The following is a 17,493-nucleotide window of genomic DNA, read 5'->3' on the forward strand; positions in this document are numbered from 1 at the left end:
TTAAGGCGCCCATTCAAAGAGCTAATAAGCGGGAGACATCCATGAACGCTCTTAAGATTTCCGTCGCTGCCCTCGTGGCATCCACGACGTTTGCCGGTTTTGCCGTCGCACAGTCGCGCGACACCATCCAGATTGCCGGTTCTTCGACCGTTCTGCCTTTCGCATCGATCGTTGCTGAAGAATTCTCCGCTGCTTTCCCTGATTTCGGCACGCCGGTCGTCGGTTCGGGCGGTTCGTCGGGCGGTCTGCGCCAGTTCTGCGAAGGCGTCGGTGAGAACACGATCGACATCGCAAACTCGTCGCGCCGCATCCGCGCCGGCGAAGTCGAAGCCTGCAACACGGCTGGCGTAGAAGACATCCGCGAAATCCAGATCGGTTACGACGGCATCGTTTTCGCAACGTCCGTTGACCAGGGCGATTTCGCTCTCGAGCCGCAGCACGTCTTCATGGCGATCGCAGCCCAGGTTCCGCAGGACGGCGAAATGGTCGCCAACCCGTACACCAACTGGTCGGAAATCGACGCTTCCCTGCCTGACCAGGCGATTGCTCTTGCAATCCCGGCTTCCAACCACGGCACCCGCGAAGTCTTCGAAGAGCGCGTCGTTCTTCCGGGCTGCGAAGCTGCTGAACTGCCGGAAATGTCCGAAGAGGAAATGGAAGCAGCTTGCCTCGCATTCCGCCAAGACGTCGTCGTTGAAATCGCCGGCGACTACACCGAGACGCTCGCTCGCCTGCAGTCGAACCCGGCAACCGTCGGCGTCTTTGGCCTGTCGTTCTACGACCAGAACCGCGACACGCTGAAGGTTGCAACCGTATCGGGCGTCGAGCCTTCGCTCGAGACGATCGCTTCGGGCGACTATCCGGTTTCGCGTCCGCTCTTCTTCTACGTCAAGGGCGAGCACATCGGCGTCATCCCGGGCATCGAAGAGTACGTCCAGTTCTTCCTCTCCGACCAGATGGCCGGTGCAGGCGGCGCGCTTGAAGCTGCCGGCATGATCCCGGCTCCGGCTGAAGAAACCGCTGCCGTTCTGGAAGCCTTCGAAGGCGGCGAAGCGCTGACCGTCGAAAGCCTCGGCGCCGAGTAATCTACCAGACGGGGCCTCGCCGTAGCGGCGGGGCCCCATTTTGCTTCCCTGACATTTGGTCATTCAAGGCACGCCGATGAACACCCTGATCATCACTGCGCTGATCCTTGCCTTTCTCGGCATCGCCTACCAGACCGGTTCTTCCAGAAGTCGCGCCTTGGCGGGCACTTCAGGCCGCCGTCTGCATTCGCGCCCATCCTATCATGGTTCTGCGATTGCGATCTGGACGCTCGTTCCGCTGCTTCTCGTGCTTGGCGCCTGGGCGCTGCTCGACAGTTACGTCATCCGCACGTTCATCACCTGGTATTTGCCTGAAAGCCTCGTTGCCGAGGGCGGCAATGCGCTGCGCGCCTCGATCGCGCGCGTTGAGGCTCTTGCGACGGGCTATGGCGTCGTCGGCGAGGTTCAGGAGTTCGAGCGGACAGCTGCGCAGGCCGTCGGCCGGTTTCAGACAACGGCTTTCCTGATTGTCGTGGCGGCAGCAACCACGCTTGCTGCGCTCGGCCTCTTCTATGCCCGCAAGCGTATCACGCCCCAGTTTCGCGCCCGCAACGAAGTCGAGGGTGCAGTCCGCCTCCTCCTTCTCGCCTGCTCCGTCGTCGCCATTCTGACCACGTTCGGCATCGTGGCTTCGCTCCTGACCGAAGCCATGCGCTTCTTCTCTTTCGTCAATCCGCTCGACTTCTTTTTCGGGACCGTCTGGAACCCGCGCTTTTCCACGACCGGCGCCGGTGGCGGTGGCGAATATGGTCTGATCCCGCTTCTCTGGGGTACGATCCAGATCACCATCATCGCCATTCTGACGGCAGTGCCGATCGGCCTGATGGCCGCCGTCTACCTGTCGCAATACGCCAAACCGCGTGTGCGCAGCGTGGTCAAGCCGCTGATCGAAGTGCTCGCGGGTATCCCGACGATCGTTTACGGCTTCTTCGCCCTGGTGACTGTGGGACCCTTCCTCGCAAGCTTCGGTGACGCGATCGGCGTCGATATTCGCGCCACCAGCGCACTCACGGCCGGCATCGTGATGGGTGTGATGATCATCCCGTTCATCTCGTCGCTTTCCGACGACATCATCCGCCAAGTGCCGACTGCGATGCGCGACGGCTCGCTCGGCCTTGGTGCAACGAAGTCCGAGACGATCCGCCGGGTCATCCTGCCGGCTGCTCTTCCGGGCATCGTCGGCGCCATTCTGCTGGCGGTCAGCCGTGCGATCGGCGAGACGATGATCGTCGTGCTCGCGGCCGGCAACAGTCCGGTGCTGCGCTTCAATCCCTTCGAGCCAACGTCGACGATCACCGTTTCGATCGTCAACCAGCTCACCGGCGACAGTGATTTCGCCGGACCCCAATCCCTCGTCGCCTTCGCGCTTGGCCTGACGCTGTTCGTGCTGACCTTGGTTCTCAACGTCGGTGCGCTCTACATCGTCCGCCGCTTCCGGGAGCAGTATGACTGATCATGGCTAATCTCGACAGCACAACGACAGCCAGTGCCGGCACTGCTGTTACCGCCGAAGAGCGGCGCCAGCGGGTCAAAAAGAGCCTCGGGGCACGGCACCGCAAGGAACGCCTCTTTCATGGCCTCGGCATTACTGCCGTCGTCCTGGCGCTTGGTTTCGTCGGCATTCTTTTCTACGACGTGCTGCAGCGCGGGCTCCCCGCGTTCCAGCAGGCGCAGGTCACGGTCGACGTCTATTTCGATCCCGAGATCATCGAGCTCGGCGAGCGGCCCGTTCAGGCTGCCGGTCAGTCTCCGGCCGATTACCGCGCAGCCTTGAATGCGTGGCTGCGTGACGCGGCTCTGGCCAACTGGAACCTCGTGCTGGAAACGTCAATCCGCAACATCGTGCCGGAATTCCAGGGCAGTGCGCGTGAAATCGCTGCCATCATCGACAGTTCGCAACGCTTCGTCATCCGCGATGCGTTCACGAACGATCCTTCCCTGCTTGGTCAGACCCGAGAGTTCGCACTTCTCGCCTCGGCCAATGCCGACAACTGGCTGAAGGGCACGATCGACCGGAGCCTGCCGGACGCCCGCCAACAGCTCTCTGCCGATGCGCGTGCGTTGGCAGACGACCTTCTGGAGCGCGGCGAGATCCGTTTCGCTTTTGCGTCGCACCTCTTCACCAATGTGGACTCCCGCTCGGCACCGGCCAGCGCGGGTCTCGCGGGCGCCTTCATGGGCTCGCTCTACATGATGCTGATCGTCATCGTGCTCGCCGTGCCAATCGGTGTCGCAAGCGCCGTCTATCTCGAAGAATTCGCGCCGAAGAACCGGCTGACCGATGTGATCGAGATCACGATCAACAATCTGGCGGCGGTGCCTTCCATCGTGTTCGGTCTGCTGGGTGCGGCGGTCTTCATCAACTATTTCCGCCTGCCGCTTTCCGCGCCGCTCGTCGGTGGTCTCGTCCTGACGCTGATGACGCTGCCGACGATCATCATTGCCACGCGTTCATCGCTGCGCGCAGTGCCGCCTTCTCTTCGCCAGGCGGCCCTCGGTCTCGGCGCATCGCGCACGCAGATGGTCTTCCATCACGTGCTGCCGATCACCTATCCGGGCATCCTGACTGCCGCCATCATCGGTGTCGCTCAGGCGCTCGGGGAAACTGCTCCTCTGCTGCTCATCGGCATGAACGCCTTCGTCGCCAATATTCCGAGCAGTCCCATGGACCAGGCGTCGGCCTTGCCGGTGCAGATCTATCTCTGGCAGGGCAACGAAAACCGTAATTTCTTCGAAGCGCGTACTTCTGCCGCCATCATCGTGCTACTCGGCCTGATGCTGAGCCTCAATGCGATCGCAATCTTCCTTCGGTCGCGACTGGAGAAACGCAAGTGACGTCAGATAGCACCATCACCAAGGATCCCGTCATGGCCTCTGGAATGAACTTTCCACATGCGGAGCTCACCCCGAACGCAGAGCAGGCCAGCGACCACGGCGCAGCCGAGCTTGCCCAGCGCAGCGTTCGCGTGCGCGCCAGCGACGTGTCCGTCTTCTATGGCGCCAAGCAGGCGTTGTTCGACGTGTCGGTCGATATTCCTGACCGCGCCGTTACGGCCTTCATCGGCCCATCGGGCTGCGGCAAGTCCACGTTCCTGCGCTGCATCAACCGCATGAACGATACGATCGAAGGCGCGCGCGTCGGCGGCAAGATCGAACTCGACGGCGAGGACATCTACGATCCCTCGCTGGACGTCGTCGAACTACGTGCCCGCGTCGGCATGGTGTTTCAGAAGCCCAATCCTTTTCCGAAATCGATTTTCGAAAACGTCGCCTACGGTCCGCGAATCCACGGTCTCATCCGCACTAAGGCTGATGCGGAAGAAGTCGTCGTGTCGAGCTTGCGCAAGGCAGGGCTCTTCAACGAGGTCAAGGATCGTCTTCACGAGCCGGGCACCGGCCTCTCGGGCGGCCAGCAGCAGCGCCTCTGCATCGCGCGCGCCATCGCGGTCGGTCCGGAAGTCATTTTGATGGACGAGCCGTGTTCGGCGCTCGACCCGATCGCAACGGCCATCATCGAAGAGCTGATCGACGAACTGCGCGAGAACTACACGATCATCATCGTGACGCACTCGATGCAGCAGGCGGCGCGCGTTTCGCAGAAGACGGCGTTCTTCCATCTCGGCAATCTCGTGGAGGAAGGTCCGACCGACAAGATCTTCACGAACCCGGAAGACAAGCGCACCCAGGATTACATTACCGGCCGGTTCGGCTGACCAACCGGCTGTGGCCACGGAGAGAACAATGAGCGATCCGCATATCGTCTCGTCCTTCGACGAAGAGCTGAAATATCTGATGCGCCGGGTCTCGGAGATGGGCGGCATCGCGGAACGCATGGTGGGCGACGCCGTCGCCGCGCTGGTGGCTTCCGATGCGGGGAGCGCCCAGCGGATCATCGCCGAGGACATCATTCTCGACGATGCCGAACGCGACATCAACGAGCGTGCCATCGTCGTCATCGCCAAGCGTCAGCCCATGGCACACGATCTGCGCGAAGTGATGGGCGCGATCCGCATCGCGGCTGACCTCGAGCGCGTCGGCGATATGGGAAAGAATATCGCCAAGCGCGTGGTCGCCGTCCAGGGCACGGCCCAGCCGAAGCAACTGGTGCGGGGGCTCGAGCACCTCTCCGAACTCGCTTTGACGCAGCTGAAGGAAGTGCTCGATGCCTATTCGACGCGCTCCGCCGTTGCGGCGAACCAGGTGCGCCAGCGCGACGACGAAATCGACGCAATGTACACGTCGTTGTTCCGTGAGTTGCTGACCTACATGATGGAAGATCCGCGCAACATTTCGGCCTGCACGCATCTACTGTTCTGCGCCAAGAACATCGAGCGCATCGGCGATCATGCAACCAACATCGCCGAGACGATCTACTATATGGCGACCGGCGACCGGCTGCTCGGCGAACGGCCGCGCGGCGACAAGACTGCGACGGTGATGGCCAGCGGCCACTGACGGAGACGATGGGAAGATGCTGCCAAAGATAACGGTCGTCGAGGACGAAGAAGCGCTGAGCGTGCTCCTGCGTTACAATCTGGAAGCCGAAGGCTACAAGGTCGACACTGTTCTTCGCGGCGACGAGGCCGAGATCCAGCTGAAAGAGCGTGTTCCGGACCTGCTCATCCTGGACTGGATGCTTCCAGGCGTCTCTGGCATCGAGCTCTGCCGCCGGCTGCGCGCGCGGCCTGAAACCGAACGCTTGCCGATCATCATGCTGACGGCGCGTGCTGAAGAGAGCGAGCGCATTCGCGGTCTCGCGACCGGTGCCGACGACTATGTGGTGAAGCCGTTTTCGACGCCTGAACTGATGGCGCGTGTTCGCGCCATGCTGCGTCGCGCCAAGCCCGAGGTCATCTCTTCGGTGCTGCAGAGCGGCGACATCACGCTCGATCGCGAAACGCACCGCGTCCACCGCAAGGGGCGCGAGATCCGGCTTGGACCGACAGAATTCAAGCTACTGGAATTTCTGATGTCGTCGCCTGGTCGCGTCTATTCGCGCGCGCAACTGCTCGATGGCGTGTGGGGCCATGACATCTATGTCGACGAGCGCACGGTGGATGTCCATGTCGGCCGGCTGCGCAAGGCGATCAATCTCGCCAACATGCGTGATGTCATCCGCACGGTGCGGGGCGCCGGCTACGCGCTGGAAGGCTGAGCGCCTTCTTCATTCTCAGCTTGAATTTGACGACGACGGCGCGCGATCAGCGCGCCCGGCGCCTTTCGCCCGAGACCTGGAAGGCGAGACGCGCGTGGTATTTGCAGTAGGGCGTGTTCTCGCCTGAATCGTGGCCGCAGAAGTGGAAGTCTTCGTGCATCGGGTCGCCAACCGGCCACTTGCATGTGCGCTCAGTCAGGTCGACCAGCGCCAAGCGCTTGGCGATCGGCACGACGACATCGCTGACGGGACGTGTCTGCGGCGCTGCTTCCATGGCGACATCTTCACGCACCGCGGCGGCTGCGCCACCTCGGGAAATCGTGCGCGGTGCTGCAGGGCGGGCGTTGAAGTTGGAGGCCGGGCGCGGAGCCGGTGCCGGGCGTTTTGCGCGCGGAGCAGGGGTGCCTCCGGACTTTGCGCGTCCCGGCAGGTTCAGCCGATGTACTTTGCCGATGACAGCATTTCGTGTCACGCCACCCAATTGTGCGGCAATCTGGCTCGCGCTGAGGCCGTCGGCCCACAATTTGGTAAGTTTTTCGACGCGCTCATCGGTCCAATTCATGGCCGCAACTCCAGTTTCGATATAGGGCGCAGCAGAATCCCTCGGCGCTGGCCCGAAGTATCAACGGAACCGCGTCGCCTTAATACTGTGTGATGACTAGGTCCGCCGCATGCAGTCTAGTGCTGTTATTTCAACTTAATGGTCGGCAGACTCCGTGACAAGAGTCCCGGGAATCGGCCGATTCGCTTTTTTGAGTTTTCCCCAACTTGGGGCTTTTTAGGCGAATTGCGTGGTAGCCGGCACAAGGGGCGTTTTCTTGACAGCGCCGGGCGAAATGAAGATAGTGCGTCGGGCCGCCGCAGGGCGGCTTTTCAATTTTCAGGCCGCAGTCCTTGAGGTTTGCGACGCGAACCGTCCGACCCTTTTGCGGTGTGGCCTTGAGTGGGAGTTTGCGCCAGATGGCACCGGCGTCGCCGCTTTTCGAGACTTACAACCGCGCTCCGCTCCGCTTCGAGCGTGGCGATGGTGTCTGGCTGACGAGCGAGGATGGCAAGCGATATCTGGATTTCGCCGCTGGCATCGCCGTGAACTCGCTCGGGCATTCCCATCCGCATCTCGTCGCCGCGCTCAAGGAGCAGGCCGACAAATTGTGGCACCTGTCCAATCTCTATGAGATTCCCGGGCAGGAGCGGCTTGCGCGCCGCCTGACGGAGGCGACCTTCGCGGATCGCGCCTTCTTCACCAATTCCGGTGCCGAAGCGCTGGAGTGTGCGATCAAGACCGCACGCCGTTATCATCATGCGCGCGGGCAGGGCGAGCGGTTCCGCATCGTCACCTTCGAAGGGGCATTCCACGGGCGGACGCTCGCGACGATCGCTGCCGGTGGCCAGCCCAAATATCTCGAAGGCTTCGGGCCCAAGGTCGAGGGTTTCGACCAGGTACCGTTCGACGATTGGGCCGCACTCGAAGCCGCTGTCACCGAGGATACGGCCGCGATTCTGATCGAGCCCGTGCAGGGCGAGGGCGGTGTTCGGCCGGTTCCCGACGAACGGCTGCGCCAACTGAGGGCTCTGTGCGACGAGACCGGTACGCTGCTGATCTTCGACGAAGTGCAGTCGGGCGTCGGTCGCACGGGCAAGCTCTTCGCGCATGAATGGTCGGGCATTTCGCCGGACATCATGGCGGTCGCCAAAGGCATCGGTGGAGGGTTCCCGCTCGGCGTCTGTCTCGCAACGTCCGAAGCGGCCGCGGGAATGGTGCCCGGCACGCACGGCACGACCTATGGCGGCAATCCGCTCGCCATGGCCGTCGGCAACGCCGTTCTCGACGTCATCCTGGCGGATGGCTTCCTGGAGCATGTGCGCGACCTGTCGCTGGTGGCAAAGCAGGGCCTCGAGGCGATCAAGGATCGCTATCCCGATGTCGTCGCCGAAATCCGCGGGCGCGGCCTGATGCTCGGGTTGAAGACCGTCGTGCCGAACACGGAGATGGTGGCTGGCCTTCGCGCGCATCACATGCTTTCGGTACCGGCAGGCGACAACGTCGTTCGCCTTCTGCCGCCGCTCACGATCACGGCCGAGGAAATGCGCGAAGGGCTGTCGCGCATCGACATGGTCGCCTCTGAACTTTCTTCATCCAAACAGGCAATTTCCGCCTGAGAGCAGGCCGGGGCACGGGGATCATCACCATGGGCGCCAACGGCACGCCACGTCATTTCATCGATCTATCGACCACCACGGCAGACGATCTTCGTGGGATGATCGACAATGCGCGCGCGATCAAGGATGCCTTGAAGTCGGGTCAGGGCGACAAGCCCCTCGCCGGCAAAGTGCTTGCCATGATCTTCGAAAAGCCCTCGACGCGCACCCGCGTATCCTTCGATGTCGGCATGCGCCAGCTTGGCGGGGAAACGTTGTTTCTCTCCGGCACGGAAATGCAGCTCGGGCGCGCTGAAACGATCGCGGATACGGCCAAGGTGCTGTCGCGCTATGTCGACATCATCATGATCCGCACGACCGAGCACAGCCGCCTGCTTGAACTGGCCGAACACGCGACCGTGCCCGTGATCAATGCGCTGACGGACGACACCCATCCCTGCCAGATCATGGCCGATATCCTGACTTTCGAAGAACATCGCGGGCCGATCAAGGGCAAGACGGTCGCCTGGTCGGGCGATGGCAACAACGTGCTGCATTCGCTGATCGAGGCATCGGCGCGCTTTGGTTTCACGATGAATGTCGCGGTGCCGGAAGGCTCCGAGCCGGAGGCGCGCTATGTGGACTGGGCGCGCGCCAATGGCGGCATCGTCAATGTCACGAACGACCCGATGGACGCGGTGCGCGGCGCCGATTGCGTGGTGACCGATACCTGGTTTTCCATGGGCCAGGAACATCGCGCGCGCGGCCACAACGTCTTCCAGCCCTATCAGGTGAACGAGGCGCTGATGGCAGAGGCCAACCCGGATGCGCTCTTCATGCACTGCCTGCCGGCGCATCGCGGCGAGGAAGTGACTGATGGTGTCATCGACGGCGTGCAATCGGTGGTGTTCGACGAGGCGGAAAACCGGCTGCACGCGCAGAAGGCCATCATCGCCTGGTGCATGGGCGTCTGAGTACCTAAATATCCGGCAAATAGTTCAGCCGTGCGCTTGTTGCCGGCACTTCTTCCCCGGAGAAACCCGATGAATGACCAAAGCCCCAGACTGGGCGAGTTTGACTATGCCGGCGACGATCACGTCCTGCCATTCCAGGTGGAGGCGCTAGATGCGCGCGGCCGTGCTGTGCAACTCGGCCCGATGCTCGACAAGATCATGGCGCGCCACGATTACCCCGAGCCTGTTGCGCGCCTGCTTGCCGAGGCAATCACGCTGACGGTGCTGATCGGCACGTCGCTGAAATTCGATGGCAAGTTCATGGTGCAGACGCAGGGCGATGGGCCGGTCGACCTCTTGGTGGCAGACTTCACCACGCCTGATGCCGTGCGCGCTTACGCGCGCTTTGACGAGCAGGCGCTTGCGCAAGCGGTTGCCGCAAACCGGCTCGAGCCGCATGAACTACTCGGCAAGGGCATCCTCGCCTTCACGATCGACCAGGGCGAGTTCATGCAGCGCTATCAGGGCATCGTCGAGCTGGATGGTGCGACGCTGGAAGAGATCGCCGGCGCCTATTTCCGGCAGTCCGAGCAGATACCGACGAAGGTTCGGCTTTCGGTGGCGCAGCTTTACGATCGCGATGAGGATGGCAGGCCGCGGCATCAATGGCGGGCCGGCGGCGTCATCGTCCAGTTCCTGCCTGATGCGCCCGAACGGATGCGTCAGAGCGATCTGCCCGGCGGCGATGCGCCGGATGATTTCGAGCCGACGGGCGTCGAGGACGACGACGCCTGGGTAGAAGCCGTCGCCATGGTGGAAAGCATCGATGCGGATGAATTGACCGATCCGCTCGTCGGCTCGGAGCGGCTGCTGTTCCGGCTCTTTCACGAACGCGGCGTGCGCGTTTTCGAACCGGCGCCCGTTCTCGACCGGTGCACGTGTTCGCGCGAGAAGATCAAGTCGGTGCTCGACAATTTCACCAGCGACGAAATCGCCGAGAGCACCGATGATGGCGTCATCGCCGTCACCTGCGAGTTCTGTTCGACCGAATATCGGTTCGAACCCGAAGAACTTGGTCAGCACAGCGCGGAAAGCGAAAGCCACCTCCACTAGAAGACTTGAGCCGCGTCATGCGGCTCAAGTCGCTTTGGGCGGGGGCATGCATCGCCTGGAGCCGCGATCACATGACAAAACTTTAATTTGCCTTGTCTTCATCCGTTCGGCATCTAGCTAGAACACATATGAAAGCCGTGCGCCGGGGACGTCGGTCGGATGGCGGTTCTCGCGGGACAAAAGGGCCGAAGTGCCGAGCCCGCGACTATCCCAGACGATGAGTTTGACGGAGCACGCTTATGCTGATCTCTCCCCATGACGAGTCCGTGTCGACCGATCGCGTGAACGATGCCACGCGTGCGTCCGGCTCGACGATGTGGCGCACCGGTCGCTTCGTCCTCCAATTCGTGCTGATGCTGGCGATCCTCGTCGGATCCTACGTCGTCATGACGATGGTGATCGCCGCGCGCCCCGAGCGTGTGCCGAACCCGATCACGCCGACGGTCTATGCGGTGGCTGCGCAGGACGTCGTCATCGAGGATCACCGTCCCGACATTCTGGCCTATGGCGATGTGGTCGCACAGCGCACCGTCGATCTGCGTGCCCAGGTGACGGGAGAGATCATCGAGGTCAACCCGCAGCTGCGGGCCGGTCAGCGCATCGAGCAGGGCGACTTTCTCGCCCGGATCGACCCCTTCGTTTATGAAGGGCAACTTACCGAAGCGCGCGCCAGCCTGGCGCAGGCACAGGCGGTGCTCAGCGAGATCGATGCGCGCATCGCGGCCGAGCGAGAGCAGCAGCAGAGTGCGGAACTGCAATTGGAGATCGCCGAGAGCGATCTTCTCCGCGCGCAATCTCTCTCCGATCGCGGCGCTGGCACGCAGCAGCAGCTCGATGAACGCCGCCTTGTCGTGTCGCAGCGCAGTCAGGCAGTCAGCCAGAGCAGGAACACACTTCTCGTAGAAGAGGCACGCCGCAACCAGCAGCAGGCGGAGATCGAGCGGCAGGAATGGCTGGTGCGCCAAGCCGAGCGCGCGCTTTCCAACACCACGCTGACGGCACCTTTTGCCGGGGTGATCTCCGAAGCCATCGCGGAGCCGGGGCGTATTGCCGGCAGCGCCGACATCATCGCCTCCATTTACGACGACCGGCTGCTCGAGGCCCGCTTCACGCTCACCGATGCGCAATACGGCCGGATCTCGTCCGATGGCGAACCCCTGATCGGGCGCGCGGTCGAGGCATCGTGGGTCGTCGGCACGGAGACCTACCGGTATGAAGGCACGATCGATCGCCTGGGTGCCACGGTTGCGTCCGACCGCGGCGGGGTCGAGGTTTTCGCGCGGCTGGCTCCGGCCGATCATGCCGTGCAGTTGCGGCCGGGCGCCTTCGTCGCGCTGTCCGTGCCGGATCGGCTCTATGCCGACACCATCGAACTGCCTGAAAGCGCGGTTTACGATCCCGGCCATGCCTATGTGATCGAAGAGGGCGTGCTGCGGCGCCGCGAGGTGACGGTTCTCGCCTATCAAGGCGACACGATTCTGCTTCGAGGCGACCTGCAGCCTGGCGAGCGCGTTCTGACGACGCGTCTCACGGAGGCCGATGAGGGCCTGGCCGTGCGCATTGCCGGCGAAGCGAGCGATACGGATCCTGCGGCCGAGGCTGTCGAGCCTGCCGGTGAACGCAGCGGCGGCAGACGACCCGGCGGACGAGGCGCCATGCGCGCCTTCGGAGGCTGACGATGGCCCGCTCTCCCATTCGCCAATCGATGGTGGAAGCCCGCCAGCGTGCCGGACGCGCCGCAGGCGGCGGCATCCTGCGCACCTTCGTGCGCCATCCCAATGCCGCCAACATGCTGATGGCGCTGATGATCATCTTCGGGCTCTTCAGCCTGGCGCGGATCAACACCCAGTTCTTCCCGCCCGTCGAGCAGCCGAGCATTTCGGTGTCCCTTGCCTGGCCCGGTTCGAGTGCCGAAGATGTCGAGCGCAACGTGTTGGCACTGGTCGAGCCGGCAGTGCGCTACATCGACGGCGTCGACGACATGTCGTCCACGGCAAGCGAGGGGTCGGGCTCGATCCGGCTCGACTTCGCCGAAGGCACGGACATGCAGCGCGCGCTGGCGGAAGTGGAAAGCGCCGTGCGCGGTGTCTCTAACCTGCCGACCGACGTGGAGACGCCGCGGGTTACCCGCGCGCAGTTCTTCGAAGGTGTCGCCAAGCTCGCCGTAACCGGAGCGGCGTCGGAAGACGTGAAGCGCAATTGGGCCAAGCGTATCCGCGACGACCTTGTCGCCCGCGGGATCGACCGGATTGAATTCACCGGACTGCGCAGCCCCGAGATCGTCGTCGATATCGACGAGCGGGAGCTTCGTCGGCTCGGGATGACGATCGAGGAAGTATCCCAGGCGATTTCGGCGAACAGCCGGGATGTGCCTTCGGGCAATGTTGCTGGCTCGGTCGAGCGCCAGGTGCGGCTGATTGCCGAGCGTGAGACGCCAGCGCGCCTCGCTGCCATGGAGATCAAAACCCTGCCGACCGGCGAGCGCGTGACGCTTGGCGACGTAGCGCGCATCGAGGGTGGATACGACCCCGACGAGCAGCGCGGCTTCTCGAACGGCACGCCTGCGATCGAACTGGACATCCAGCGTGCCGCCAATGCCGATACGCTGCAGACCGCATCGATCCTCAACACCTATCTCGCAAGCCTCACGCCGCAGCTGCCGGCCAATATCGAGATCCAGACTTATGACGTGGCATCGGACGCGCTCGAAGAACGGGTGTGGCTGCTGATCGAGAACGGCATCGGCGGCTTGCTTGTGGTCATCGTGGTGCTGTTCCTGTTCCTCGACTTCCGCATCGCGTTCTGGGTCGCTGCCGGCATTCCGGTCGCGGTCATGGCCACGCTCGGGCTCATGTATGTGTCGGGGCAATCGATCAACATGATCTCGATCTTCGCGCTGATCATGATGCTTGGCATCATCGTCGACGATGCGATCGTCGTCGGTGAACAGACCAATACGCGGTTGGAGATGGGCGACGATCCGCTGACGGCAGCGGAGAATGGTGTCGGGATGGTCATGACGCCGGTGCTCGCGGCCATGGCGACGACGCTCGCCGCATTCGCCCCGATCGTGATCCTCGGCGGACCGATCGGGCAGATGATGAGTGCTTTGCCGCTCGTGGTCATTGCCGTTCTGGTGGCGAGCCTCGTCGAATGCTTCTTCGTGCTTCCGGGGCACCTGGCCCATTCGCTCGGGCGCAAGCGGCGCGTCGGCTGGTCCTATTGGCGCCATCTCGCCATCGCTCTGATGCTGACGCTTGCGGCGGCCGTTTTCCTGTCGCGTCAATCGGGTCTGGCCGCGGAAAGCGCCTCGCTGCTCGGCCAGGCCTCGCTCGCGCTTGGCACTCTGGCGCCGGTGCTTCAGGCGGCGATCATCGGCGCCGTGGCGCTGCTCATCGCGGGCTTGCTGGAATTTGCCATTCAGAAACTGCAGCGCCGCGATGCCGGTTCGTCCGCTTCGCAGAAGAGCCGCTTCCGCAAAGGCTTCGATCGACGGTTCGAAGCCTTCCGCGACGGGCCGTTTCACCGTGTCGTCTCCGCGGCGTTTCATTGGCGTTACGTGACCGTGGCTCTGTCGGTCGGCGTGATGATGATCGTCAGCGTCGGGCTGCTGCGCGGTCAGCATGTGCCATTTGTCTTCTTTGAATCCCCGGAAGCCGAAACGATTTCGGGCAGCATCGTCTTTAATGCGGGCCTGCCGGAAGAGGAAGCCGTTGCCGCGATCGGGCGCATCGAGGCGGCGCTGCGGGAGGCGGAACGTGGTCTTGCCGAAGAGGGCGCGCTGATCGCCGCCACCTTCACGACACTCGGCACATCGGGCCGCAGCGGCGATACGACGGCGCGGATCAATGTGCAGCTGACGACATCTGAAAGCCGGACCATCCGCACGCCGGAGATCGTCGCAGCATGGGAAGAAGCTGCGCCGGACATCGCCGGCGTTCGGCGCTTCTCGATCTTCCAGGCGCGCCTTGGGCCACCCGGCCGTGATGTCGAAATCCGCTTGCAGGGCGACCGCATCAGCTCTCTCAAGGCAGCATCGGACGATGTGATTGCGCTGCTCGCGACGATCCCCGGCGTTTCGGGCGTCGAGGACGATCTGCCCTACGGCAAGCCCGAGCTTGTCATGGAATTGACGACGCGTGGCGCGCTTCTCGGCTTCACGACGGACGAGGTCGGCCGGCAGATCCGCAATGCATTCCAGGGCGCGATCCCGTTTCGCTTCGCGCGCGGTGACGACGAAGTGACGGTACGCATCAGCCAGACGATGCGCCAGCAGGGCTCCGGCGCGATCAGAAATTTCGAGCTGCGCACGGCCGATGGCAGCTATGTGCCACTGACCGAGGTCGTATCGCTGTCGGAGCGGCAGGGCTTTTCCTCGATCCGACGCCGGGACGGTCAATCGACCTTGTCGGTGACCGGGGACGTCGATTTAGCCCAGACAACGCCCGATGCGGTTCTCGCGCAGGTGAGAGGCAGCGGCGGGCTTGATCTGATTGCCGCCGAACATGGTGTGGATTTCAATTTCGGCGGCCGCGCGGAAGAGCAGGAAGAGGCGTTCTCGGACCTGACGATTGCCACCATGGCGGCGCTGACCGTGATCTACATCATCCTCGCCTGGGTGTTCGGCAGCTATTGGCGACCGATCGCTGTCATGCTGATCATTCCATTCGGGCTTGCCGGTGCCGTCTTTGGCCATTGGGTGCTAGGCTTCCCGTTGACGATCATGTCGCTCATCGGTCTGCTCGGTCTTGGTGGGATACTGGTCAACGACTCCATCATTCTCGTAGACCGTATGGAGGAGCGGCTGAAAGCCGGCAACGCCGTCGATGAGGCGGCTATCGGCGCCAGCCGCGATCGGTTCCGGGCCGTGCTTTTGACGTCGCTGACCACGATCGGCGGCCTGTTCCCGCTGATCTTCGAGACGAGCGTCCAGGCTCAGTTCCTGATCCCGATGGCCGTGACGATCGTATTCGGCCTCGGCATCTCGACCGTGCTCGTGCTAATGCTGGTGCCGGCGTTCATCGGTATCGGTTACGATATCCGCAGCGCGCTTTCGGCGATCTACGGCCGCCGGGCACCGGTGACACCGGCGTCTCTTTAAGCGTGGATCAGGTTCGCCAGAACCGCGGCAGGAAGAGCACGAGGATCGTGAACAGCTCCAGGCGGCCAAGAAACATGCCCGCCGACAGGATCCATTTCGCCGTATCGTTGAGGCTCGCATAGTTTCCGGCAGGCCCGATCAGATGGCCAAGCCCCGGGCCGACATTGGAGAGCGCCGAACCGGCGCCGGACAGCGCCGTCGTCATGTCGAGGCCGGTCATCATCAGGCCGAGGGACAGAAACGCGAAAGCCATGATGAACAGGAAGAAGAAGCTCATCACCGAGGTGATGACGGAGCCTTCGATCGGTCGGCCGTTGAACTTCGGCCGGAAGATGCCGCGCGGATAGAGCACGCGGTAGATGTGTTCCCGCACCGCTTCGAACAGCACGATGAAGCGGAAGATCTTGATCCCGCACGAAGTCGACCCGGCACAGCCGCCGGCGAACATGATGACGAAGAAGAATGCGACGGCGTGCGAGCCCCAGAGGCCGTAATCGGTCGACGCATAGCCGGTGCCGGTGACGACGGAGATCACGTTGAAGGCTGCGTGTCGCAGCGCGTCATGGCCCTGGTGGTAGCCGCTGCGATCGGCGATGCCCCAGGCGATCAGGGAGGCCGCGAGCACGAACAGGAGGAACGCCCGCACCTGATCGTCGTCGAAGAGCGAGCGAGCCCGCCCCTGCAGCAGCTGCACGTAAAGCAGGAACGGAATCGACCCGGCGATCATGAAGAAGACCGCGATCCACTCGATGGAAGCGCTGTCGAAATGGCCGAAAGAAGCATCCTTGGTGGAGAAGCCGCCGGTGGCGACCGTGGTCATGGCATGGATGACCGCATCGGTGATGCCCATACCGGCGGCGCCGTAGCACATGGCGCAGATCAGCGTGATGCCGATGAACACGAAGGTGATGGAACTGGATATCTGGCGCGCGCGCGGCAGGATCTTTTCGGCCGTGTCGAAAGCTTCCGCCTTGAACAATTGCATGCCGCCGATCTGCAGCATGGGCAGAACGGCGATCGCCATGACGATGATGCCGAGGCCGCCGAGCCATTGTAGCAGGCCGCGCCAGAACAGCACGCCGACCGACGTGGTATCGAGCCCGATGATCACGGTCGCGCCGGTGGTCGTCAGACCCGACATGCTCTCGAAAAATGCGTCGGTGTAGCTCGGCAGAACGCCGGTCCAGACGAAGGGCAGGGAGGCGAAGAAGACGAGCGCCAGCCATGAGATCACTGTCATCAACAATGCCTGACGCCGGGAGAGACCTTGCGCGGTGCCTCGCGTCGCTGCGAAGAGCGAACTGCCAACGAGCGTGGTGATCAGCGAACAGACGACAAAAACCGTCCAGTCTTCGTCCTGAGCGGCAAACCCGACGAGCGCCGGAACGAGCATGGCCAGCCCGAGCGCGGCGAGGAGGGTGCCTGTGACAAGAAAAACCGGCCGGAAATCGAGCGCATCGCTCAATTGAGGGTTCTCGCCGCTCCTGGTCGATCCAGCGAGAATGCGGGAATGGCCACTTCGAAGCTCTCCCCGTCTTCCGACTGCATCTCGTAGAGGCCGTACATGACGCCGGACGGCGTATCGAGCGGGCAGCCCGACTGGTACTCATAGCTGTCGCCGGGGCGCAGGATGGGCTGCTCGCCGACGACGCCAGGGCCGCGAACCTCATCGACGCGGCCTTGCTCGTCGGTGATGTGCCAGTAGCGGCTCTTCAGTTGAACGACCGTGTTGGATTTGTTGGCAATCACGATGCGATAGCCCCAGACATAACGGCTGTCGTCCGGGTCCGATTGGTCGTCCAGATAGAAGGGCTCGACCGTTACTTCGATGTCGCGGGTCAATGCGCGATACATGGTCATTCCTTCCAAGCCGCAACGGCGGCCTATTCTCTCGCTGATATTCTACAGCGGCCACGACACGTCAAGAATCATAGTTTCAGTAGTGTT

Annotated in this window: 14 protein-coding genes; 11 read left to right on the forward strand and 3 right to left on the reverse strand. The window is 62.9% G+C overall.

The genetic code is table 11. The annotated features are described in order from the left end of the window. Positions 1-41: 41 nt before the first annotated feature. The 6 genes from D5400_RS05250 (at position 42) to phoB (ending at position 6,240) form a co-directional block, all read left to right on the forward strand. Positions 42-1,085: a substrate-binding domain-containing protein gene (locus D5400_RS05250; protein WP_126008356.1), complete on the forward strand. Its 1,044-nt coding sequence runs from the start codon at positions 42-44 to the stop codon at positions 1,083-1,085. Positions 1,086-1,161: 76 nt separating this feature from the next. Further along, positions 1,162-2,538, forward strand: a complete 1,377-nt coding sequence (gene pstC, locus D5400_RS05255; protein WP_126008359.1) for a phosphate ABC transporter permease subunit PstC — start codon at positions 1,162-1,164, stop codon at positions 2,536-2,538. 2 nt (positions 2,539-2,540) lie between these two features. Further along, complete coding sequence (gene pstA / locus D5400_RS05260; protein WP_126008361.1) at positions 2,541-3,920, forward strand: phosphate ABC transporter permease PstA; 1,380 nt, start codon at positions 2,541-2,543, stop codon at positions 3,918-3,920. Next, complete coding sequence (pstB, locus tag D5400_RS05265; protein WP_425364901.1) at positions 3,917-4,798, forward strand: phosphate ABC transporter ATP-binding protein PstB; 882 nt, start codon at positions 3,917-3,919, stop codon at positions 4,796-4,798. The genes pstA and pstB overlap by 4 nt, the downstream gene beginning before the upstream one ends. Before the next feature lie 28 nt (positions 4,799-4,826). Then, complete coding sequence (gene phoU / locus D5400_RS05270; RefSeq protein WP_126008363.1) at positions 4,827-5,540, forward strand: phosphate signaling complex protein PhoU; 714 nt, start codon at positions 4,827-4,829, stop codon at positions 5,538-5,540. 16 nt (positions 5,541-5,556) lie between these two features. After that, complete coding sequence (gene phoB / locus D5400_RS05275) at positions 5,557-6,240, forward strand: phosphate regulon transcriptional regulator PhoB (protein ID WP_126008365.1); 684 nt, start codon at positions 5,557-5,559, stop codon at positions 6,238-6,240. A gap of 46 nt (positions 6,241-6,286) precedes the next feature. Here the strand turns inward: phoB and D5400_RS05280 are convergent, their stop codons facing one another. After that, positions 6,287-6,802 (reverse strand): GcrA family cell cycle regulator, encoded by a 516-nt coding sequence (locus D5400_RS05280; protein ID WP_126008367.1) that lies wholly within the window; start codon positions 6,800-6,802, stop codon positions 6,287-6,289. Between the two features lie 398 nt (positions 6,803-7,200). Here D5400_RS05280 and D5400_RS05285 point away from each other — a divergent pair, with 398 nt between their 5' ends. The 5 genes from D5400_RS05285 (at position 7,201) to D5400_RS05305 (ending at position 15,546) form a co-directional block, all read left to right on the forward strand. Continuing rightward, on the forward strand, positions 7,201-8,400 hold the full coding sequence (locus D5400_RS05285; protein ID WP_126008369.1) for an aspartate aminotransferase family protein: 1,200 nt from the start codon (positions 7,201-7,203) through the stop codon (positions 8,398-8,400). 29 nt (positions 8,401-8,429) lie between these two features. Next, positions 8,430-9,353, forward strand: coding sequence for an ornithine carbamoyltransferase (gene argF / locus D5400_RS05290; protein ID WP_126008371.1), 924 nt, complete (start codon positions 8,430-8,432; stop codon positions 9,351-9,353). A gap of 69 nt (positions 9,354-9,422) precedes the next feature. Next, a complete protein-coding gene (locus D5400_RS05295) occupies positions 9,423-10,445 on the forward strand; it encodes an Hsp33 family molecular chaperone (RefSeq protein ID WP_126008373.1) in 1,023 nt (340 codons plus the stop codon). A gap of 239 nt (positions 10,446-10,684) precedes the next feature. Next, positions 10,685-12,121 carry an efflux RND transporter periplasmic adaptor subunit gene (locus tag D5400_RS05300; RefSeq protein WP_126008376.1) on the forward strand — a complete coding sequence of 479 codons (1,437 nt, stop codon included), beginning with the start codon at positions 10,685-10,687 and terminating at the stop codon, positions 12,119-12,121. A gap of 2 nt (positions 12,122-12,123) precedes the next feature. After that, positions 12,124-15,546 carry an efflux RND transporter permease subunit gene (locus D5400_RS05305; RefSeq protein ID WP_245451442.1) on the forward strand — a complete coding sequence of 1,141 codons (3,423 nt, stop codon included), beginning with the start codon at positions 12,124-12,126 and terminating at the stop codon, positions 15,544-15,546. A 7-nt stretch (positions 15,547-15,553) separates the two neighbouring features. On the opposite strand, the gene D5400_RS05310 is transcribed toward D5400_RS05305, so the two are convergent. Beyond that, complete coding sequence (locus tag D5400_RS05310; protein WP_245451443.1) at positions 15,554-17,011, reverse strand: TrkH family potassium uptake protein; 1,458 nt, start codon at positions 17,009-17,011, stop codon at positions 15,554-15,556. Next, positions 17,008-17,400, reverse strand: a complete 393-nt coding sequence (gene apaG, locus D5400_RS05315) for a Co2+/Mg2+ efflux protein ApaG (RefSeq protein WP_126008378.1) — start codon at positions 17,398-17,400, stop codon at positions 17,008-17,010. The genes D5400_RS05310 and apaG overlap by 4 nt, the downstream gene beginning before the upstream one ends. Positions 17,401-17,493 lie beyond the last annotated feature (93 nt).

The sequence above is a fragment of the Georhizobium profundi genome (assembly GCF_003952725.1).
Taxonomy (GTDB): Bacteria; Pseudomonadota; Alphaproteobacteria; order Rhizobiales; family Rhizobiaceae; genus Georhizobium; species Georhizobium profundi.